The sequence below is a fragment of the Blautia sp. AF19-1 genome (assembly GCF_003479155.1).
Lineage (GTDB): Bacteria > Bacillota > Clostridia > Lachnospirales > Lachnospiraceae > Fusicatenibacter > Fusicatenibacter saccharivorans.
Genome location: NZ_QUGQ01000010.1, coordinates 25,294 through 46,036 on the forward strand (window position 1 = coordinate 25,294; position 20,743 = coordinate 46,036).

General features: G+C 50.3%; 18 protein-coding genes. All 18 read right to left on the minus strand.

All coding sequences use genetic code 11. The annotated features are described in order from the left end of the window. Positions 1–50 precede the first annotated feature (50 nt). The 18 genes from DWX26_RS08315 to rlmN all read right to left on the minus strand — a co-directional run bounded on the left by DWX26_RS08315 (position 51) and on the right by rlmN (position 20,743). A complete protein-coding gene (locus DWX26_RS08315; protein ID WP_117760483.1) occupies positions 51–998 on the minus strand; it encodes a cell division protein FtsQ/DivIB in 948 nt (315 codons plus the stop codon). After that, complete coding sequence (gene murA, locus DWX26_RS08320) at positions 995–2,260, minus strand: UDP-N-acetylglucosamine 1-carboxyvinyltransferase (protein ID WP_117760484.1); 1,266 nt, start codon at positions 2,258–2,260, stop codon at positions 995–997. Before murA ends, DWX26_RS08315 begins: the two co-directional genes overlap by 4 nt. Positions 2,261–2,344: 84 nt before the next feature. Continuing rightward, a complete protein-coding gene (locus DWX26_RS08325; RefSeq protein WP_117509641.1) occupies positions 2,345–3,427 on the minus strand; it encodes an FtsW/RodA/SpoVE family cell cycle protein in 1,083 nt (360 codons plus the stop codon). A 63-nt stretch (positions 3,428–3,490) separates the two neighbouring features. After that, positions 3,491–4,858 (minus strand): UDP-N-acetylmuramoyl-L-alanine--D-glutamate ligase, encoded by a 1,368-nt coding sequence (gene murD / locus DWX26_RS08330; RefSeq protein ID WP_055226952.1) that lies wholly within the window; start codon positions 4,856–4,858, stop codon positions 3,491–3,493. Positions 4,859–4,877: 19 nt separating this feature from the next. Further along, on the minus strand, positions 4,878–5,834 hold the full coding sequence (mraY, locus tag DWX26_RS08335; RefSeq protein ID WP_055226954.1) for a phospho-N-acetylmuramoyl-pentapeptide-transferase: 957 nt from the start codon (positions 5,832–5,834) through the stop codon (positions 4,878–4,880). Between the two features lie 249 nt (positions 5,835–6,083). Then, positions 6,084–7,808, minus strand: a complete 1,725-nt coding sequence (locus DWX26_RS08340; RefSeq protein WP_117760485.1) for a peptidoglycan D,D-transpeptidase FtsI family protein — start codon at positions 7,806–7,808, stop codon at positions 6,084–6,086. 82 nt (positions 7,809–7,890) lie between these two features. Then, positions 7,891–9,945, minus strand: a complete 2,055-nt coding sequence (locus DWX26_RS08345; protein WP_117760486.1) for a peptidoglycan D,D-transpeptidase FtsI family protein — start codon at positions 9,943–9,945, stop codon at positions 7,891–7,893. 74 nt (positions 9,946–10,019) lie between these two features. Continuing rightward, positions 10,020–10,529, minus strand: coding sequence for a hypothetical protein (locus DWX26_RS08350; protein WP_022461068.1), 510 nt, complete (start codon positions 10,527–10,529; stop codon positions 10,020–10,022). A 29-nt stretch (positions 10,530–10,558) separates the two neighbouring features. Then, complete coding sequence (gene rsmH / locus DWX26_RS08355; protein WP_117760487.1) at positions 10,559–11,497, minus strand: 16S rRNA (cytosine(1402)-N(4))-methyltransferase RsmH; 939 nt, start codon at positions 11,495–11,497, stop codon at positions 10,559–10,561. A 29-nt stretch (positions 11,498–11,526) separates the two neighbouring features. Further along, on the minus strand, positions 11,527–11,958 hold the full coding sequence (gene mraZ / locus DWX26_RS08360; protein ID WP_022461070.1) for a division/cell wall cluster transcriptional repressor MraZ: 432 nt from the start codon (positions 11,956–11,958) through the stop codon (positions 11,527–11,529). 323 nt (positions 11,959–12,281) lie between these two features. Beyond that, on the minus strand, positions 12,282–13,157 hold the full coding sequence (lgt, locus tag DWX26_RS08365) for a prolipoprotein diacylglyceryl transferase (protein ID WP_022461071.1): 876 nt from the start codon (positions 13,155–13,157) through the stop codon (positions 12,282–12,284). 28 nt (positions 13,158–13,185) lie between these two features. Beyond that, on the minus strand, positions 13,186–14,283 hold the full coding sequence (gene ychF / locus DWX26_RS08370; protein ID WP_022461456.1) for a redox-regulated ATPase YchF: 1,098 nt from the start codon (positions 14,281–14,283) through the stop codon (positions 13,186–13,188). A 124-nt stretch (positions 14,284–14,407) separates the two neighbouring features. Next, positions 14,408–15,061, minus strand: coding sequence for a thiamine diphosphokinase (locus DWX26_RS08375; RefSeq protein WP_147345090.1), 654 nt, complete (start codon positions 15,059–15,061; stop codon positions 14,408–14,410). Positions 15,062–15,095: 34 nt separating this feature from the next. Beyond that, on the minus strand, positions 15,096–15,779 hold the full coding sequence (rpe, locus tag DWX26_RS08380; protein WP_022463156.1) for a ribulose-phosphate 3-epimerase: 684 nt from the start codon (positions 15,777–15,779) through the stop codon (positions 15,096–15,098). Position 15,780: 1 nt separating this feature from the next. Further along, positions 15,781–16,665, minus strand: coding sequence for a ribosome small subunit-dependent GTPase A (rsgA, locus tag DWX26_RS08385; RefSeq protein ID WP_055219788.1), 885 nt, complete (start codon positions 16,663–16,665; stop codon positions 15,781–15,783). Between the two features lie 2 nt (positions 16,666–16,667). Then, positions 16,668–18,935: a Stk1 family PASTA domain-containing Ser/Thr kinase gene (gene pknB / locus DWX26_RS08390; RefSeq protein WP_118601222.1), complete on the minus strand. Its 2,268-nt coding sequence runs from the start codon at positions 18,933–18,935 to the stop codon at positions 16,668–16,670. Continuing rightward, the gene (locus tag DWX26_RS08395; RefSeq protein ID WP_022463152.1) at positions 18,929–19,672 is read right to left on the minus strand and encodes a Stp1/IreP family PP2C-type Ser/Thr phosphatase; all 744 of its coding nucleotides are present in this window, start codon (positions 19,670–19,672) and stop codon (positions 18,929–18,931) included. Before DWX26_RS08395 ends, pknB begins: the two co-directional genes overlap by 7 nt. Positions 19,673–19,702: 30 nt before the next feature. Next, positions 19,703–20,743, minus strand: a complete 1,041-nt coding sequence (gene rlmN / locus DWX26_RS08400) for a 23S rRNA (adenine(2503)-C(2))-methyltransferase RlmN (protein WP_055226967.1) — start codon at positions 20,741–20,743, stop codon at positions 19,703–19,705.

The following is a 20,743-nucleotide window of genomic DNA, read 5'->3' on the forward strand; positions in this document are numbered from 1 at the left end:
TCATAAAAAATTCAGGATTATTGCGTTTTTTTGACGGCTTTCCTTTCCTCTTATACATCTTTCGAGAAGACAAAGCTGCTGTCGCCGTCCTTGTAATCCTCCATATGGAGTTCTCCGGAAAGACCGGAAAGGCTCGGCAGGATTGCTGCTACGCGCGTCATCTTTTCTTCTAACGCCGTATCGGTTCCAAGCAGAATCCGCACGGTATCATAGTAATGCAGAATAATTTCGCTGTTCTCATTAAATTCCACACTGTCCGGCGTGATATTGTATTTCTCCGTCATTCTCGTAAGTGCGAGCATGGTGCGGAAAACTGCCGGTTTTTCAACCGGGAGCTGCTTGTTCACGGTCACATAGTCAAACGTAAGTCCTGTTACAAGCGGAACATCGGAAAGGGTCGGCTGAAAGTCTGTCGTTGTCACACGTGCACTTTTAATCGTATCCGCCGAGAGCGCACCGTCGGACGTACTGCTTTCGGATGCTGTGCCATCGGATGATACGCTTTCGGATGCAAGCGACTCACTCGTAAGAGATCCATCCGCACTCGTTCCATCGGAGGCGGTTCCGTCGGAAGGCTCACCCTCCGCAGGTGTTTCCTGCTCCTCGTCCACGCACTCCAGCACGATGCCGTTCTTGTCAAAATAGACCTTCTGGCCTTCGTACTCGACATAACCGACCACTTTTTTCTCATTTACCTGGATGCAGATGGTGTCATAGCTTACAAACGTAAACTCCACGGAGTTCATAAAAGGAATATCGCTCATATCAACCTTCGAATGAAACGTCGTAAGAAGCACCGTGTTTTTCATCCACTTGTCGTCCGCGACCATCTCTTTGATTTCATCTTTTGTATACCGGGTGTTCCCCGCCACCTGGATATTGCGGATTTTGAACACATTAAAAAACAAGGCACCTGCAAGGCCGACGCCAAGCACCACCCCGGTCAGAATCCGTATTTTTCTGTTTTTCTTCTTTTTTCTGTTTTTTTTCTGTCTCATATTTCTTTTTCTACGATAATCTTGGCTCCGAGTTCCCGGAGCGTTTCTGGAAACCGTTCATACCCCCGCTCAATCAGTTCTGTCTGCCGGATTGTGGAAAATCCTTCTGCGGCAAGCGCCGCCGATACGAGTGCCGCGCCGCCCCGAAGATCCTGGGAAACAACTTCTGCACCGTGCAGACGGCTTTTTTCGGCCGTCAGCCATTTTCCGCAGATCTGCAGCGTACCGCCCATTTTCTGCAGCTCCTCTGCCGTCCGGAGGCGGTCCTCAAATACATTTTCACAGATACAGCTCTTTCCTTCCAGCGTCATCGCTGCCGCCAGATACAGCGACTGCAGATCCGTCGGAAAACCGGGATATTCCTCTGTCTCCACGTACGGAACAGCATGCTGCACGTTTTTGCTGTCTGCTACCAGTGTACCACTCTTCCTTGTATATTGTCCACCTATTTTCTGATAGAGGGACAGAACCGCCCCCATTTCGTCCAGCGGCGCGCCGGAAAGCGTCAGGTGCCCCCGCGTCGCCGCGCCCATCAGAAGATACGTCCCTGCCGCGATCCGGTCACCCGGAACACGATACCGGCAGCCGGACAGCAGTCTCTTTCCCCGCCTTCCGTAAACGGTAATCTGCTCCGTCCCCTCGCCGGTAATCTCCGCTCCCATGGCCTTAAGAAACCGGCAGAGATGAACCACTTCCGGCTCCCGCGCACAATGCTCCAGCCTTGTTGCACCTTCCGCTCCGACAGCAAAAAGAACCGCATTTTCCGTCGCCCCGACACTCTTTTTCGGAAAGCAGAGCACGGCTCCTTTCGGATGATCTGCCTTTGCCCGAATGGTGCCGTCCTCCTCGAAGACCTCGGCTCCCAGAAGCTCCATTGCCCTCTGATGCAGGTCCGTCGGCCGCTTTCCGATCCGGCAGCCGCCGGCCCCTGCAAGGTATGCCTCCCCTGTCCTTGCAAGAAGACTTCCCAGAAACAAAAGAGAGGCGCGCAGTCTCTTCGAAAGCGCTCCCTCCACACGGCTTTTTTCGATCTTTTCACAGTTCAGGTGGAGCGCATTCCTCTCCCACCAGACTGTTCCGCCAAGGCTTCTTACAATCTCCGCCATATCCTCCACATCGGAAATCTTCGGGCAGCCTTCCAGCACGACCTCCTCTTTTGTCAGAACCGCCGCCGCGATCATGGGAAGAACGGCATTTTTGGAACCCTGGACTGTTACCGTTCCGCAAAGCCGCCTTCCGCCGAGAATCTGATATACTCCCACCTGTTCTCTCCCATCCGGCCTCTCTTTTTACGGTATGCATTACACTCCCGTTTTGTTCCCGTTCTGCAGCGCTTTTCCGCCTTTTTAATCGGTGTCCCTCGAGACCGACAGGGCAAGCCCCATCTCGCCGAGCAGAAACAACACGGAGGTGCCGCCGTAACTGATAAAAGGCAGCGTAATGCCGGTATTCGGAATCGTATTTGTCACAACCGCGATGTTCAGAATCACCTGAAGCGCAATATGCCCCATAATTCCGCCCGCAATCAGTGCTCCGCCAAGATCCCGCGCATGGATCGAAATAACCATCAAGCGCCAGATCAGCACCGCAAACACGGCGATCACCAGGCAGGCGCCGAACAGTCCGCCCTCCTCACAGATAATCGAAAAGATCATATCATTCTGCGCTTCCGGCACAAAGCCAAGCTTCTGCAGGCCTTTTCCAAGCCCGCAGCCAAAGATTCTCCCGCTGCCGATCGCATAGAGTCCCTGAATGGTCTGGAACCCCTTCTCGTACGCCTCCGGGTTGCGCCAGATGGCAAGGCGTTCGAGGCGGTAGCTCTCCATCATCAGAAAAACGGCAATAAACCCGATGCCGGCGCCTCCGATTCCGAGAAACGGCAGGTAGCCCGGATGTGAAATAAAGATCAGAAATGCACAGATTCCGAGCAAAATAATCGCCGTACTTAAGTTATTGCTTCCGACAAGCGCTGCAATCGGCAGGGTGCACAGCACCGCCTTTGTCATAAACCAGAGACTGTCGGACCGGCCTTTCGTGTGCTCCATCACCCAGGGCAGGAAGAGAATCACCGCCATCTTGGCAAATTCCGAGGGCTGGAACGATAAGGGGCCAAGCTTTAACCACCGCTTCGAGCCGTTGTACTCACTTCCGAAAAAGAGCACCGCCGTCGAGAGCGCAAGGGAAGCCGCATAAAACCACGGTGCCAGTGCAAACAGCCGCCGGTAATCTATTTTTGCAACCGCATACATACCGATTACACCGAGCGCACTTGCAAAGAGCTGCTTCTTGAAATAATAAGCCGGGTCATGGAATCTGACCCGGCCGTTATACGCGCTGGCGCTGTACAGAATCACAAGGCCAAGGCCAAGCAGAATCCATACCGTCACCAGCAGCGTCCCATCTATTTTTTTCTCTTTTTCCTTCCGCATCCGCGCCACACCCGCCGTTCGCTCTTTTTCAGCTTATGCGGGATAGTTTCCTGATATGACTTTTTACAGTGCTCTTACGTACTCCTTAAACAGCTCACCGCGCTGCTCATAGCTCTTAAACTGATCCCAGCTTGCGCAGGCCGGGGAAAGAAGAACCGCATCCCCTGCATTTGCCTTGTCGTGGCAGATCTGTACGGCTTCTTTTAAGTTGTCTGCCATGATAATGTCGTTGAATCCGACGTTTCTTGCCGCTTTTGCGATCTTCTCTTTCGTATCTCCGATCAAAACCAGGAAACGTACCTTTCCATCGAATGCCTGAATCCACTCTTCGTAGGTGGACTGCTTGTCGTAGCCGCCGCCGATCAGCAGAGTCGGGCGGTTCATCGCCTGGATGCCTTTGATGGCCGCATCCGGATTCGTTCCCTTGGAATCGTTGTAATATGCCACGCCGTCCTTCTCGCAGACATACTCGATGCGGTGCTCTACCCCTGCAAACTCCTGAATGACTTTGCGGACAGTTTCCATCGGCACGCCTGCATGAAGTGCCATCGCAGAAGCAACCATGACGTTTTCAAAATTATGTAGGCCGAGCAGTTTTAAGTCGTCGGTTCTGGTCAGAAGCTCCGTCTCGCCGTTCTTTGCAATGCGGATTTCGCCGTCCTGATAATAGATGCCGTCCTTTAACGCACGCAGACTCGAGAAGTACATCACCTGTACTTTCTTCTCTGCCATCAGTTTCTCGCCGAACGGGCGCAGGATTTCGTCCTCATAATTCAGCACACAGAGATCATCCATCGTCTGATTTTCGGTGATACACTCTTTCACGCGGATATACTCTTCCATCGTGTGATGGCGGTTCAGATGATCCTCGGTAATGTTTGTGATCGCACTTGCCGCCGGATGGAACTCTTTGATGGTTTCCAGCTGGAAGCTGCTGATCTCGGCAACCGTTACGGTATCATCTGTCGTGTCGAGTGCCGCGGATGTGTACGGGGTTCCGATGTTTCCGACCACTTTTACTTCCGGCTGATATGCTTTCATGATCTCGCCGAGCAGCGATGTTGTGGTGGTCTTTCCGTTAGTACCGGTAATCGCAAGCACTTTTCCGCGGCTTACCTGATACGCCAGCTCCACTTCACCGATGACCGGAATCTCTTTTTCTTTCATTTTAAGGACAACCGGCAGATCCGTCGGAACGCCCGGGCTTAAAACGACAAGATCAAGGCTGTCGAGCATCTCCTCCGGGAGCTCGCCTAAGACAACTTCCACGCTGTCACGGCTCTCTAATTTTTTTAAGATTTCTTCTTTTTCGAGTTTGTCATTTCCATCGTAAAGAACGACAGAAGCACCTTTCTTGTGCAGCAGCTCCTCCGCTGCAATTCCACTCTTTCCGGTTCCGAAAACCAGTACTTTTTTTCCTGCGAAAATCATGTTTGATTACCTCCATATTTTAAAGCCCCATCAATGCGATCAGGCATAGTATCGCTGTGATTGTAGCAAACACCGTCACAATCTGTGTCTCCGACCAGCCCATCAGCTCGAAATGGTGATGGATCGGCGTCATCTTGAAGATCCGTTTTCCCTTCGTCAGTTTGAAGAATGACACCTGCAGGATCACAGAGAGAATCTCCATCATATAAATGAATCCCACAAGCGGCAGAAATAAGGGGAGACGTAAGAAACACGCCATTCCCGAGACGAAACCGCCGAGTGCCAGACTTCCTGTATCGCCCATAAAGACGCGGGCAGGAAATACATTGAATACCAGAAACCCCAGCAGACTCCCGATAACCGCAAGCGGAGACGGGGAAACACCGTTTCCGAGGCCGATCGATGCCACGGAAAAGAAAACAGCATTTAAAATCGTCACACTCGCCGCCAGTCCGTCAAGGCCGTCGGTAAAGTTGACACCGTTGACCGTTCCAAGAATCACAAAGGCGAGAAACGGAATCGTAAAAATCCCTGCGTCCAGCTCTTTGCCTGGAAGGAACGGAATGCGCATCCGGAGGGAAATTCCGGAAAAACGCGCCAAATACCACAGAAAGACTGCTGTAATCACTGCCTGCAGTGCCATTTTCTGCTTCGGGTACAGCCCGTCGCTGCGGTGCAGCACGACTTTCAGATAGTCATCGAGAAAGCCGATCAGGCCAAAACCAAGCGTCAGAAACAGCACCGGAACCACTTCCGCTCCCTCTTTCCGGAAAAGGAGGGAAACTGCGGTAAACGCCGCCAGAAACATCACGCCGCCCATCGTCGGGGTTCCCGCTTTTTTCTGGTGGCTCGGCACACCCTCTTCCCGCTCCTTCTGCCCCGCTTTGACTTTTCGCAGAAACGGGATCAGAACCGGCCCCAGCGCCAGGCTGATGCCAAAGGAAAGAAGAACCGGCAGGATCATTTCTCTTTTCATAGACGCACCTCTTCCTTTTTGTACGGATTGTGTACGGAACAGGCATGTCAAAATATTTTCTCCAGCCTATTCAGTATATAGCTTTTTGTTCTGTTTCGCAACCTTCTTTTATAATCCAAGTTACGGTTCGCTCAGCAGTGAAACACTTGCTGTTTCGCTGCGTAAGAAAGTGATTCAGGTGTGAGCAGCCCTCCTTTTGCGAAGCAAAACTTTAAATGAGGGCTGCGAAGGACACAATTCTCAGGTTTCCTAAGAATTGTGTCCAATACCGAGATACGGAAGTACATTGGAAAAGATATCGCGGATCACCGGCGCGCAGATCGTTCCGCCGTAGTAGACGCCCTGCGGATTGCGGATAATGCAAAGCCCCAGCACCGTCGGATGCTCCGCCGGGGTGAAGCCGAGGAATGAGGAAATATAGCGGTTGGCGCTCCGCGGAAGTGTCTGCGAGGTTGCCGTCTTTCCGCCGATGGAATATCCCTCGAGGTACGCATTCTTTCCAGACCCTTCTGAAACGACGCTTTCCAGAATTTCGCGCACCGTCCTGGAAGTTTCTTCCGAAAGAACCCCTTCTTTTTCCGGAAATTTCAGATGCTTTACGACATTTCCTTCTTCATCAAGCACATCCGTTGCGACATGCGGCGTCACCATTTTTCCACCGTTGACGAGCGCAGAGACCGTCGCCGCCAGGCGGATCGGCGTGATCTGGAAGGACTGGCCGAATGCCATCGTCGCAAGCTCAACCTCTCCGATGTTTTCCTCCTTGTGCATAATCGTCGATGCCTCGCCCGGCAGATCGATCCCCGTCTTTTCCATCAGACCGAAATTCCGGAAGTAATCACAGAACTTTTCCACACCGAGCCGCAGCCCCACTTCAATGAACACCGGGTTGCACGAGTTCTGCGCGCCCTGCACGAAGTTTTCGGCTCCGTGTCCCGTCCGCTTGTGGCAGTGGATCCGGCGGTCCTCCACGATTTTGTAGCCGGGACAGAAAAACGAATCGTTCGGCGACACAACGCCCTCCGAAAGTCCCGCCGACATCGTGATGATCTTAAAGGTAGATCCCGGCTCGTACGTATCGTTGATGCAGGCATTCCGCCACATCTGGTTCAGCAGATCCTGAATTTCTTTTTCCGAAAGTCCCGTTGTATCCTGCTGCAGCGTGAACGGATCGTTGAGGTCGAACTCCGGCACATTGACACAGGCATAGATTTCTCCGTTCTGCGGATTCATAAGAAGAATCGAGACGCTGTCCGCCTGTTTTTCTGCCATCGCCTTTTCCGCTGCCTGCTGGCAGTACGCCTGGATATTGACATCCAGGCTGACCTTTAAGTCCCTTCCCGCCACCGGCTCCTGGCGGCTCTCCCCGATGCCGTTCTGCTCAATCCCGCGCGCATCCGTTGTCGTCAGGATTTTTCCGTTGATTCCTTTTAAAATTTCCTCATATTCCACCTCCAGTCCGATGATGCCCTGATTATCGCCTCCGGTGAAGCCGATAACGCGCGACGCCAGCTTCCCTTTGGGGTAATACCGCTTGAAATCCTCATCCACTTTTACCCCCGCGTATCCGTACGACCGGATGGTATCACCCGTCTCCTTGTCCACATTCGTCTTGACACGCTCGATTGAAGACCGCTTCTCCACGCGTTTCCGCGCCGTCTCCTCCGAAATTCCAAGCTCTTTTACCAGCATCGCAATCACCGCCTCCGGCTCCTCAATCTGGCTGTGGATCACGGAAATCGTACAGACCGTGCGGTTTGCCGCGAGAACTTCCCCGTTTGCATCAAGAATCCGGCCGCGCGCCGCCTTGATCCCGCGCTCCCGCTCGTGCAGATCATCCGCCTTCTCGGAATAATAGACGGACCGGAACACACACAGATACACCAGCCGCCCGGCAAGTCCGACCATCATTCCCATGCAGAGTACCCACAGAAGAACCGTCTTTTTCCGGTGATACGTTTTGTTTTTACGCATAGAATACCCCATAGCCGAATCCATTATGATAACACTATATGGAAACTGCTATGGGGTTATGTCTTTTGTTTTTTATGTTTTTTTACTCTTCATTGATGAGATCCAGCTCGGCGTTTGTCAGACCGCCGTTCTCGATATTGCTGTTTTCAGCACTGTTTTCCGTATCGTCTTCCTGTACCGGTGCCGCTACGTTTGGATCATCCGTTCCGGTCTCGGAGCCTTCGCCCGTCACACCGTCCGTATCATCCGGGAATACGTTCAAATACGGCAGCAGTTCTGTGTAGATCTCTTTTACGATCTCCTGTGCCAGCACACTGTTCGCCTGATTTTCTACATCCGGCTCGTCCACAATCGCGTAAACAACAGCTTTCGGGTTTTCTACCGGTGCAAATCCGATAAAGGAAACGAGATATTTTCCATTGCCTCGCGGATACTTCTGTGCAGTACCTGTTTTTCCTCCCATCGTGTAACCGGCAACCTTTGCACTCTGGCCGCTTCCATCGGTCACGACTCCCTGGAGGAAACTTCTCATTTTATCGCTGATTTCCGCGGAAACCGTCTGACGCACCAGATTCGGCTCATTGCTCTCAACAACAGCTCCTGTGCTGTCCGTGATCGTCTTCATCACATGCGGCTGGTAATAATTGCCTCCGTTGATCAGAGAGGAAAACGCAGCTGCCTGCTGTACCATCGTCACGGTATAGCCCTGTCCGAATGTACTCGTTGCAAGCTCGGTCGGTCCCATGGTATCCTCCGTGTGAACCAGGCCGTACGCCTCACCCGGCAGGTCAATTCCTGTCAGACTGCCGAAACCGAAAATATCCTGATAGCGGAGAAATTCCGCTGCTCCCATCTTCTGTCCGATCTGCATCATACCAGCGTTGCAGGAGTTTTTCAGTACATCGGCCGGTGTCTGTACGCCATGTGTTCCCGGATAAGCTCCGCAGCGGATCATCTGCCCTGCAATCGTCTCAAACCCCTCACAGTCAAACAGGGTATCATCATCGATTACATCGAGGGAATATGCCGCCGCCACGTTCATCGGTTTTGCCGTGGAACCTGGCTCATATGCATCGGAAATACAGTAGTTTTTCCAGATGGCACTCAAAGCCTCCATTGTCTCGTTATCGTTCATCGCATCAATTTCTTCCTTCGAATAGAACGGTGTCAGATCTCTTGGATTGTTCAGGTCATACCAGTCGGAAGAATCCATACCAAGAATCTCTCCATTGTTCGGATCCATCACGACAACGCCGATATTCTTTGCCGCTTTTGTCTGACGGTTCGTCTCAGTGTCCGATTCGTCCGCGCCGTTCTGGACATGAATCCGCTCATTGTAATTCTCGATCGCCGTGCGGATGATCTTCTGAATATTTACATCAATCGTCGTAACCACGTTTTTGCCCGGCTGCGCCTCGATGATCGTCTGTTCCATATCCGCATCTTCGTTGTAATAGCCGAACTGGCGGCCATTCACGCCATTTAAGATACTGGAATAATACCCTTCGATTCCCCAGTCTGCCGTGTCTCCTGAATACGTAAAGCCGATCAGATCGCAGGCAAGTGAATTTAACGGATACGTTCTGTGGTAGGATTCCTCGAACCAGACGCCGCGGATGTTGGCACGGTATGCTTTTTCCGCCTGCTCGTTCTCATCGAGCTCCTTGTTCTTTTTGTCCGCGTACTCGTCCACATAGGCCTCAAACGCTTTTTTCGCGTCCATCGAGACCTCTCTGGCGAGAACCTGGTACTGGCTTTCTTTTGTCGTTTCGCCGGTCAGACGATCCCGGATATCCGTCTCGTCGAGTCCGAAGTATTCAACCAGTGCTGCTACGGTCGGATCGACGTACGGATGGGTATCGTTCTTTTCTTCATCTTTTACCGTCGTATTGGCAAGTTTACAGTCGAGAATAACGTTGTAAACCTTCTCACTCGTTGCCAGAATCGTTCCGTTCCGGTCGGTGATACTTCCCCGCTGGAATGGAATTGTCCTGCTGTCGTAGGACTGCTGCGTCTGGCTTAAAACCTGTCTTTCGTATTTTTCTCCCTTTGTGGCATTCACATACGTAATGTCAATCGCTAAAGCAACAAAAACCAGCATCACTCCCAAAAAGAGTGCTACCAGTTTTCTGCTCATACGCCCACTTGTCTTCCGTCTCCGGAATGCCCCGCTTCGTTTTTTATTTTTTTTCTGTTTACTCACGTTTTCACCTATTTCGCATCCGGAACATCCTGATACTGTCTCACATAGCTGTTTTCTGAATCATCGAAATAAATTACCTGGGACTCATCTGCATATTTCATGCCGAGCCGGTTCTGTGCTGCTTCTTTGACTGCCTCAAGATCTTCGGAGGCAACCGTTGTATTGTAATAGGCGTCATTGTCCGCCTTCAGATCGCTCAATTCTTTTTCTTTGCTGGTAATGTCTTCCGCCTGCGTGGTAACCACGGTCTGCAACTTGACATACGCAACACACGCCGCGATACACAGTGTGCAGACAATGGCAAGAAAAACAGCGTAGCCCGCGCTGATCTGTGTCGCCCGTGCCCGGTTTCTTCTTGTCTGGCTGCTCACACCCGATTTCAGAGGCCGTGCTTCTTTTGGTGCTTCCTGCGGCTGTGCTGCAAGACGCCGTACCGCACTTCCGTCCTCAAACGTATCTGGCGTATAACGTTTCGTTCTATCTGTCGAATTTACCCTTCCATCTGCCCGTCTGGCCATAACTTCTCTGTCTCCTTCGTGCCGAGCCGTCACACTTTTCGTTCAAAGACGCGCAGTTTTGCGCTCTTGGAACGGGGATTTGTTTCCATTTCCTCTTCTCCCGGCAAGATCGGTTTCCGAGTTACTACGGTTCCCTTGGACTTCTTTCCGCATACACAGACCGGAAATTCCGGCGGACACGTACATGGATGCTCGTTTTTTCTGAAAATGTTTTTTACGATACGGTCTTCCAGAGAATGAAAGGTGATGACACAAAGTCTTCCACCGTCATTTAAGAGATCAATCATGCCGTCCAGTGACTCCGACAGAACGGTAAGTTCCTGGTTCACTTCGATACGGATTGCCTGAAAGGTTCTCTTGGCCGGATGGCCGCCCGTCGCCCTTATTTTTGCCGGAATCGAGCGCTTGATGATTTCGATTAACTCCCCAGTTGTTCGAATCGGCGCCTGCTGCCGGCTTACGCATATATTGTGTGCAATTTTTCTTGCAAAACGCTCTTCTCCATATTCATGGAGAATACGCGAAAGATTCTCTTCACTGTAATCGTTCACGACTTCGTACGCGGAAAGAGCATTTCTCTGATCCATCCGCATATCCAGCGGAACATCCTCACGGTATGTGAATCCACGCTCTGCATTATCCAGCTGATAGGATGAAACTCCAAGATCCAGCAGGATTCCGTCTACCCCGGTGACTCCGATTTCGGCAAGACGCGGAACCATATCGCAATAATTGCTGCGGATAATCGTGACCTGGTTCTGATATGGTTCCAGGCGTTTACCCGCAACAGCTATCGCAGCTTCGTCCTGATCTATGCCTATTAATCTCCCCGTGGCAGATAAGCGCTCACATATATGACTGGAATGTCCAGCGCCTCCCAACGTCCCGTCCACGTAGATTCCGTCCGGTTTTATCTTAAGGTTTTCAATGGTTTCCTTCAGTAATACTGATGTATGCGAAAATTCCATGGTCATCTCCTGTATCCCAACGAAACAGATCAGATCACAATGCCCATCTCTTCCATTGATTCGGCGATGGCATCCATATCATCATAATTGCTGTTTTCGTTCCATTTTTCCTTGCTCCAGATTTCAATCCGGTTGATATTTCCGGTAAGGACTACATCTTTTTCCAGACCAGCAAATTCCCGCAGCGTTGCCGGTACGAGAATCCTCCCCTGCTTGTCCAGTTCACATGACGTAGCACCTGCTACAAAGAAACGGGAAAAAGTTCTGGCGTTTTTGTTTGTAAGTGGTAAGGCTCTCAGCTTCTCTTCAAAGGCAGCCCATTCGTCGTTTGGGTAAATGGAAAGGCATCCGTCCAATCCCTTCGTCAGTACAAACTCTTCTCCCAGCTGTTCTCTGAACTTGGACGGTATGATCAATCTTCCCTTCGCGTCAATCGTATGACTGTACTCTCCCATGAACATAATGAAAACCCTCTTATCACCTGAAATGGCGGTCTCCCCACGCACCACTTCATGTATCGCGCCGCAGCCAGACTGCCACATCCGCTCCACAACGCACCACTTTTCACCACTTTCTACCACTTATATTTTTATTCTATATCAACTCAGGGAAAATAGCAAGGTCTTTTTTCTATTTCATTTTTAAGATTTTTCCCAAAATGCAACATTTTTATGCGCATTTTCCGCCTTTTTTATACCAATTTTGTATCAAAAAAGAGAAAACCTTTTTTGCCGGTTTTCCCCTTTTCTGTATTTTTATTCTGTTTTTTTCACTGGTTTTATCCTTAAGAATGGGCTGTCTCCCCACCGGATGATAATTTTTTTCGTTTCCATACCACCAGGATGGTACATCCCACCACAAGGCACCCCGAAAGGAGCTGGGAAACCGGAAGTCCCACCACCGGAAGCAGAAGCTGGTCGGTGCGGAGTCCCTCGATCCAGATTCTTCCAAGGCCATATCCTATCAGATACATCAGGAACACTTCGCCGTTAAATTTTTTTCTTTTCCGAAACCAGAAAAGAAAAAGCAGGACACCCACATTCCATAAACTTTCATATAAAAAGGTGGGATGCACCTGAATATACTCGACGCCGTTTACCGTCACCACATGATCCCACATTTTCTGTGTGATTTCATTGGCACGGACCGCGGAAACCGGAAGCTGCATCGCAAACAGGTTGTTAGTGTAGTCACCGAATGCCTCACGGTTAAAGAAGTTTCCCCACCGTCCCATAATCTGACCGAACACGATGCTCATGCTCGCGGTATCCATCAGAAGGCTGAAGTTCTGTTTCTTCTTTCTGCTGTAAATCACCACCGCAATGCAGGCACCGATGATGCCGCCGTAGATGGCAAGTCCGCCCTGGCGGATGTTGAAAATACTCAAAAGATCATCCTTATAATAGTCCCAGGCAAATATAACGTAGTAAATCCGTGCCCCGAGAATACCGGCTGCGATGCCGATCATCGCAAGATCGAGGTACTGCTCCGGGTTCTGCCCTGTCCGCTTTGCCTCTCTTTGGGCAATCCAGATCGCAATCATCATACCGGTTACGATCACGATGCCGTAATAGGCAATGGAAAATCCGAAAATACTGATGTTTTTTCCCACATGGTCGAGATAGATCCCGAGATTGGGAAAATTAATTTCCATATCCATAACTTATATTCTCTCTTATTATTACTTATCAAACGTTGAAACGGAACAGGATGACATCGCCGTCGCGGACAATGTAATCTTTTCCTTCCATACGCACAAGGCCTTTCTCTCTTGCTCCTGCGTAGGAACCGCAGTCGAGCAGATCCTGATAATTGACAACCTCGGCTTTGATGAATCCGCGCTCGAAATCGGTGTGGATTTTTCCGGCTGCCTGCGGTGCTTTTGTTCCGACTTTGATGGTCCATGCACGGGTCTCATCCTCTCCTGCTGTAAGGAAGCTCATGAGGCCGAGCAGACGGTAGCTTGCTGCGATCAGTTTTTCCAGACCGGACTCGGTAAGACCAAGATCCTCGAGGAACATTTTTTTCTCATCCTCTTCGAGTTCGGAGATTTCTGCCTCGATCTCGGCGCAGATGACGAATACTTCGCTGTTGTGCTCTTTTGCATATTCGCGGACGGACTGTACATAGGAGTTGTTTGCACCGTCGTCAGCGAGATCATCCTCTGCTACGTTTGCTGCGTAGATGACCGGTTTACTGGTCAGCAGGTTGTACTCTGCGATCCATTTCTCCTCGTCCTCGTTCTGCAGCTCCATCAGGATGGCATCTTTTCCGTCCTCGAGCAGTTTTTTCAGACGCTCCTGGAATTCGAGCTCTTTTGCTGCCTCTTTGTCCATTCTTGCAGATTTTGCAGTTTTGGAAATACGGCGCTCGAGTACCTCAAGGTCGGCGAAGATCAGCTCAAGGTCGATGGTCTCGATATCACGGAGCGGATCAATGCTGCCGTCTACGTGGATAACGTTCGGATCCTCGAAACATCTGACAACGTGAACGATAGCGTCTACCTCACGGATATTGGCAAGGAACTGGTTTCCAAGTCCCTCTCCTTTGGATGCACCTTTTACAAGACCTGCGATGTCAACGAACTCGATGACAGCCGGTGTTACTTTCTTGGACTGATAGAAATCTCCGAGCTGCTGCAGACGCTTGTCCGGAACCGGCACGATGCCGACATTCGGGTCAATGGTACAGAACGGATAGTTTGCGCTCTCTGCTCCTGCTTTGGTCAGGGAATTGAAAAGTGTACTTTTTCCGACGTTCGGAAGGCCCACGATACCTAATTTCATAGTAATCTATATCTCCTTTGTTTTTATTTTTCGCTTCTTTTTCTGTTCGGGTTTTTTTTATGCACAAAAAGAGCCCAATGCAACTATAAATTATAGCACACGGGCTCTTTGATTTCAATGGATTTTAATCTCTTGACTGTACCATCAGAAGAATGCCGCCCTCGTACGATACATGCGCGGTCTCCTCGACGATCTCATTGCTCACGCACAGACCACCCGAAGTATTCGGCAGATAGTGATGGTCGAGCGGGTAGGCGAAGCCCTCCAGGGTGATGGATGCGACTTCCTTTTCCAGCGGGAAGAACGAAACGTACTTTCCGAACTGCTCTTCTTTCCGGATTTCAAACGAAGTTTCCACCGGAATCGTAATCAGATTGCGGCTGTCCACGATGTAAGCCGGAATTTTCTTCTCCCATGCCGTTTTCAGGTTCTGCACAATACTTAAGAAATGGTCAAGTCTTCCTCCTGTTGCTCCGAGGATCGTGATTTCACTGCTTCCCAGAACAATCGCCTGCTGAAATGCGATGTCCGTGTCCGTATTGTCCTTCATGGGATTAAATTCCCGGATCGGTGCGACATGGTTCTCCTTGTAATAATTTAAAATCTTCGGAGATAAACTGTCAAAATCTCCCAGAATATACGTCGGCATAATCTGGTAATGGTAGCAGAACTCCAGTCCCCGGTCTGCTGCCAGGATAATATCAAACTGCTGTTTCTGAAGATATGGGAAGGCAAAATCCGGTTCGATCATCCCTCCCGAAATAATACATGTTCTCACGTTTCCCTGCCTCTTTTTTCTGTCTTTTTGTATCTTATTCTGCCTTTTTGCTGTATGAAGAAATTTTTTCCTGCAGCTCGCGCACGTTCTGCTCGATGTTGCTGCCAAATACAGCAGAGCCTGCCACGATGATGTTGGCACCTGCCGCAAGGACTTCATCGATGGTCGCGCGGTTGATGCCGCCATCGACCTGAATGTGCACATGCTCCAGTCCCTTTTCATCCAGCATTCTGCGGAGCGTACGGATCCTCTCCGTCGACTCCGGGATATACTTCTGGCCGCCGAAGCCAGGATAAACGCTCATAATCAGAATCATTTCTACCTGATCCATCACGTCCGTAACCGCAGAAAGCGGCGTATCCGGATTTACGGCAACTCCGGCATCTGCGCCTGTTTCATGAATCTTTTTCACGGTTTCTGCCAGATCGCGGCATGCCTCCGCGTGAACCGTGATCATATCCGCCCCGCAGCTTTGAAATTCTTCTACGTACCGCTCCGGGTCCTTTACCATCATATGAACATCAAAATACAGACTGCTTTCTTTTCGGATCGACTTTACCACCGGCATTCCAAACGAAATGGATGGTACAAACATTCCATCCATAATATCGATATGAAGCCACCGGCACTCTGCTTTCTCTACCCTTTGGATCTGTTCTCCGAGACGGTTGAAGTCTGCGGATAAAATAGAAGGTGCCAACTGATATACTCGGCTCATGCTAGTATCTCCTCTTTTCCTGTTCTTTCAGTTCTTCATAGAACATGGTATAGTTTTCAAATCTTTCTTTGCTGATATTTCCCTGTTCCAGTGCCTCTTTGACGGCACAGCCCGGCTCTTTTCCGTGGATACAGCCGAGGAAACGGCATTTTCCTTCGTACGGATGAAATTCCGGGAAAAAGTTTTTCAGCTCCTCTTTTTCCATATCGGTTGTATAAAGCGAGCTGAACCCCGGCGTATCGCACAGATACGTCTCATGGTCGATCGGGATCATCTGGGAATGGCGCGTCGTGTGTTTTCCTTTTTTCAGCTTTTTGCTGATCTCTCCGGTCTCCATCTGGATTTCTTTCTGCATCCGGTTTGTGATCGAAGATTTTCCGACGCCGGACGGACCGGCTACCACCGTTGTTTTCCCTTTCAGGTATGCTTCCACTTCCTGCATGCCCTGCTCTTTCGCTGCACTCACCGTAAAGACACGGTAACCGCAGTTCTCATAGACGCTTCGCAGATGGTCTGTGTAATCTTCCCCCGCAAGATCTCTTTTATTGAAACAGATTGCCGTCGGAACGTTCTGCTGTTCCATCATCACAAGAAAACGGTCCAGAAGCGTCAGGTTCGGGGTCGGATTTTCCAGCGCAAAAATCACAAGCGCCTGATCGATATTGGCCACTGCCGGACGGATCAGTTCATTTTTTCGCGGCAGAATCCGGGTCATATTTCCTGTTTTTTCCGCTTCATCCAGAATCTCGATTTCCACAAGATCTCCGACGAGCGGTTTCTGGCCTTCCTTTCGGAAAATTCCTTTTGCTTTGCACTCATAAATGCCGGATTCTTCTACGTCTACGTAGTAGAATCCGGCAATTCCTTTCATAATCTTTCCTGTCATACTCACCCTTCACTCAACGGAACCGATGGGTACTGTGCAATTGCCTGATAACTTCCGCTCGAATCCATCTCATAGAAGACGATTCTTCCGGTAGAAGAAGCAGACGATGAAGCACTCCAGTTGGTGTTGACAGAATACGGCCAGCTCGTAATGGCCTGTCCGTCCATGATGGTGATGGAGGTCTCGTTTCCGTTCCCATCATCCTGGATCAGCTCAATTTTTGCAATACCACCCTGATACTGATCCGGCGCACTTAAGGTCTGGCTGCAGGACCAGGTAACATCCGTAGCGGTATTTGCGCCCGGCTCTGCCGGTGTCGGGGTCGGTGTATTCTCATCCGGCGTCGTTGGCTGTGCACTCGGGCTATTGACATAAATCGTAACGTCAGAACCTTTCTTTACTTTGGTTCCGATTGCCGGGTCAACCTCCATGACTTCGCCCTCGGCCACCTTGCTGCTGGTTCCTGTTTTTACAATAATATTGAAATCGCTCAGGATTGATTTTGCTGTCTCCTCATCCAGGCCGATTACATCACGGATTGCAATTTCTTCCGCGTCCTTGGATCCCTTGCTGATCACCAGCGTAACGGTAGATTCCGGCGCAACCTGACTTCCCTCTGACGGGTCAACGGAAATAACCAAGCCTTCTGCAACGGTATCGCTGAAATCCTCTGTTGTGGAAACCTGCAGTCCCAGCTGAGTCAGTGCAGCACTTGCAGCGTCTTTCTGTGTTCCAACAATGCCGGTCGGAATGGTTACGGTTTCTTTTCCGGAGCTTACATAATACGTAATCGTTGCATTTTTATCGACTTTCGTTCCCGGTTTCAGATCCTGGCGGCAGATCTTTCCTGCCTCAATGACATCCGATGCCTCGGTTCCGCCGTTGACTACACCAAGGTTCAGGCTGTTTGCCAGTGCGGTTGCATCTGCCTCGGTTTTGTTGGTCAGATCCGGAACGGTTACTTTTTCCTCTTCTTTGCTGCTGGAAGAAACAACTTCCGTGCTGCTCGAAGATGATGCGGAACTGGAAGAAGCTGCGGTCGGTCCTTTTCCGCCGACAATGCCGGCTGCCTGTGCAATAAAGTAGATCAGCATGCAGATGATGATGGCTGCAATCGCAAAACCGCCGATTGTGATGATCTTTTCGAGTTTGTTTCCGGCTTTGTCATCGTCGTCGTCATCGTCGTAGTAGGAATCGTCGTCATCCTCATCGTAGGAATCGCGGTCATCCTCTTCTTCGTCCTCATCCTCGTCTTCTTCGTCCTCGTAGCTGTAATCTTCGTCCTCTTCCTCATCCTCGATCTTGCTGTAGCGCTTGCGGGCCGGCTCCTCTGCCGTCTGCGCATTTGCCTTTGCTGCTGCGCCGGAACGGATCTGGCTTAACTCCTCTGCGGATACCATAACAGTCTCGGCGTGAGAACTTAACGGAGTTACTTTTACGAAATTGCCCTGCGGCTCCATCAGCGAATGCTTCAAGTCGTCGATCAGCTCCGCCATGTTATTGTAACGGCGGTCCGGGCTCTTCTGGGTACATTTTAAGATAATCTGCTCCAGTGCGAACGGAAGGTTCGGGGTATATTTGGATGGAGATTCAATCTCCTCCTGCAGATGCTTGATTGCGATGGCAACGGTGGTGTCGCCGTCAAACGGCACTCTTCCGGTTACCATCTCGTACATGGTGATACCAAGGGAATAGATATCACTCTTATAGTCCGAATATCCGCCGCGCACCTGCTCCGGAGAGCTGTAATGTACGCTTCCCATAACGTTCGAACTGATCGTATTGGAAGAAGTTGCCTTTGCAATACCAAAGTCGGAAAGTTTTACTTTTCCGTCTGTGGAAATGATGATATTCTGCGGTTTGACATCGCGGTGTACAATATTGCGGTTGTGTGCTGCTTCAAGACCAAGGGAAACCTGAATGGCGATGCTGGTTGCCTCTTTTACGCTCAGTTTTCCTTTGCGGTCAATGTAATCCTTCAGAGTAATTCCCTCGACAAGCTCCATGACGATATAGTAAACGCCGCGGTCCTCCCCGACATCGTACACGTTTACAATATTCGGATGGGACAGTCCTGCTGCGGCCTGTGCCTCCGTGCGGAACTTGCGGATAAAGGTTTTATCCTCCCGGAATTCCGGTTTTAAAACCTTGACGGCCACCATGCGGTTCAGCTTGTGGTCTTTTGCTTTGTAGACATCAGCCATACCGCCGGAACCGATCCGGCTTATGATCTCATATCGTTCTCCTAAAATAACGCCCTCTTTTAACATTCTTTCACCTCGTTTGTAAATGGTTCAACGACAATGACTGCGATATTGTCTCTGCCGCCATTTGCATTTGCTTTATCAATTAAACGTTTCGCCTTGTCCTCACCGTCTTCTCGGCAGATGAGTTCGAAAATCTCCTCATCCGTTACCATGTTGGAAAGGCCGTCCGAGCACATCACCAATTGATTGCCCTCTTCAAGCTGAATGTCAAAGAAATCAATCTTTACGGTATCCTGTGTGCCTACTGCTCTGGTAATAATGTTTTTGTCCGGGTGATTCCGCGCCTGCTCGGGAGTGAGTTCTCCAAGGCGCACCATCTCTGCGATCAGGGAATGGTCCTGCGTCACCTGGTCAAACGTGCCATCTGCTGCCAGATACAGCCTGCTGTCTCCTACGTTTGCAACGTAGGCATAGTTGCCGACAACCGTAGCTACTACCATCGTCGTACCCATGCCTTCCATGGATATATCTCGTTTTGCCTGCTCAAAAATCTGGCTGTTTGCTGCTTCAATTCCATGCCGAATGATCCGCACCGGGTTGAAATTCGTATCTCTTTTTACAGATTCCACCAGTACAGAAACACCGTAACGCGAAGCAAAATCGCCCGCGTTATGGCCTCCCATGCCGTCTGCAACGACAAAGAGGTTCGGAAGGTTTCCGACCGGAGAGGCGGAGGCAAACACAAAATCCTGGTTCATCGTCCGTTTCTGTCCGATATCGGTTGCAGAAAATACCTTCATGCTTTTTTCTCCTGTATTGACAGCCGCTTTTTACGGCTGTTCGTTTGATTTATCGATAAAACTTTTTCTTAACTGTCCACAGGCTCCGTCAATATCGGCGCCCATTTCCCTTCTAATAGTAACATTAATTCCGTATTTTTCAAGTTTATTTTTGAAATTCTCTACGACTTTTTTCGTTGATTTCACGTAATCGCGCTCTTTGATCGGGTTGACCGGGATCAGATTTACATGACAGTTGATATCCGAAATCCGCGCGGAAAGCTCTTTTGCATCGGCTTCGCTGTCATTTTTCCCGCCAACGAGAGAGTACTCAAATGTAATCCGACGGCCTGTTTTTGCAAAGTAATTGCGGCATGCATCGAGAATTTCATCAATGGAATATTTATTGGCAATCGGCATCAGCTCGCGGCGCTTTTCATCGTTCGGCGCATGAAGGGAAAGTGCCAGGGTGATCTGGAGTCCCTCATCTGCCAATTTGTACATATTCGGCACGATTCCGCAGGTGGAAACGGTGATGTTTCTCTGGCTGATGTTGAGTCCTTCCTGGCTCGAAAGCAGCCGCACGAAGCGCACCAGATTGTCGTAGTTGTCCATCGGCTCACCCGTTCCCATGACAACCAGATTGGAGACCCGCTCCCCGGTGTCCTCCCAAATCCGGTAAATCTGGTCGAGCATCTCCGACGGAGTCAGGCACCGCACGAGTCCGCCGATTGTGGACGCGCAGAAGCGGCAGCCCATCCGGCAGCCGACCTGGGATGAGATGCAGACGGAATTTCCGTGGTGGTACTTCATCCAGACACTCTCGATCACGTTGCCGTCGCTAAGGCGGAACAGGTATTTTCTCGTTCCGTCGATTTTGGACTCCTGCACCTGCACTTTTTCGAGACAGGTAAGCGGATACTGTTCCTTTAATTTTTCCCGGAAGGCAAGCGAGAGATTCGTCATCTCATCGTAGCTGCCCGCCAGACGATGATGCATCCAGTCGTATAACTGTTTGGCACGGAACGGCTTTTCTCCCATCTGCTGGCAGGCGTCCTTTAATTCGTCTAAGGTCATTGATTTAATATCCAT

Bases quoted from the DNA above. Each gene is read 5' to 3' on its own strand.
- DWX26_RS08315 (WP_117760483.1), bottom strand. From the start codon at position 998: ATGAGACAGAAAAAAAACAGAAAAAAGAAGAAAAACAGAAAAATACGG.
- DWX26_RS08325 (WP_117509641.1), bottom strand. From the start codon at position 3,427: ATGCGGAAGGAAAAAGAGAAAAAAATAGATGGGACGCTGCTGGTGACG.
- murD (WP_055226952.1), bottom strand. From the start codon at position 4,858: ATGATTTTCGCAGGAAAAAAAGTACTGGTTTTCGGAACCGGAAAGAGT.
- mraY (WP_055226954.1), bottom strand. From the start codon at position 5,834: ATGAAAAGAGAAATGATCCTGCCGGTTCTTCTTTCCTTTGGCATCAGC.
- DWX26_RS08340 (WP_117760485.1), bottom strand. From the start codon at position 7,808: ATGCGTAAAAACAAAACGTATCACCGGAAAAAGACGGTTCTTCTGTGG.
- DWX26_RS08345 (WP_117760486.1), bottom strand. From the start codon at position 9,945: ATGAGCAGAAAACTGGTAGCACTCTTTTTGGGAGTGATGCTGGTTTTT.
- DWX26_RS08350 (WP_022461068.1), bottom strand. From the start codon at position 10,529: ATGGCCAGACGGGCAGATGGAAGGGTAAATTCGACAGATAGAACGAAA.
- rsmH (WP_117760487.1), bottom strand. From the start codon at position 11,497: ATGGAATTTTCGCATACATCAGTATTACTGAAGGAAACCATTGAAAAC.
- mraZ (WP_022461070.1), bottom strand. From the start codon at position 11,958: ATGTTCATGGGAGAGTACAGTCATACGATTGACGCGAAGGGAAGATTG.
- lgt (WP_022461071.1), bottom strand. From the start codon at position 13,157: ATGGATATGGAAATTAATTTTCCCAATCTCGGGATCTATCTCGACCAT.
- ychF (WP_022461456.1), bottom strand. From the start codon at position 14,283: ATGAAATTAGGTATCGTGGGCCTTCCGAACGTCGGAAAAAGTACACTT.
- rpe (WP_022463156.1), bottom strand. From the start codon at position 15,779: ATGAGCCGAGTATATCAGTTGGCACCTTCTATTTTATCCGCAGACTTC.
- rsgA (WP_055219788.1), bottom strand. From the start codon at position 16,665: ATGACAGGAAAGATTATGAAAGGAATTGCCGGATTCTACTACGTAGAC.
- pknB (WP_118601222.1), bottom strand. From the start codon at position 18,935: ATGTTAAAAGAGGGCGTTATTTTAGGAGAACGATATGAGATCATAAGC.
- DWX26_RS08395 (WP_022463152.1), bottom strand. From the start codon at position 19,672: ATGAAGGTATTTTCTGCAACCGATATCGGACAGAAACGGACGATGAAC.
- rlmN (WP_055226967.1), bottom strand. From the start codon at position 20,743: ATGGATATTAAATCAATGACCTTAGACGAATTAAAGGACGCCTGCCAG.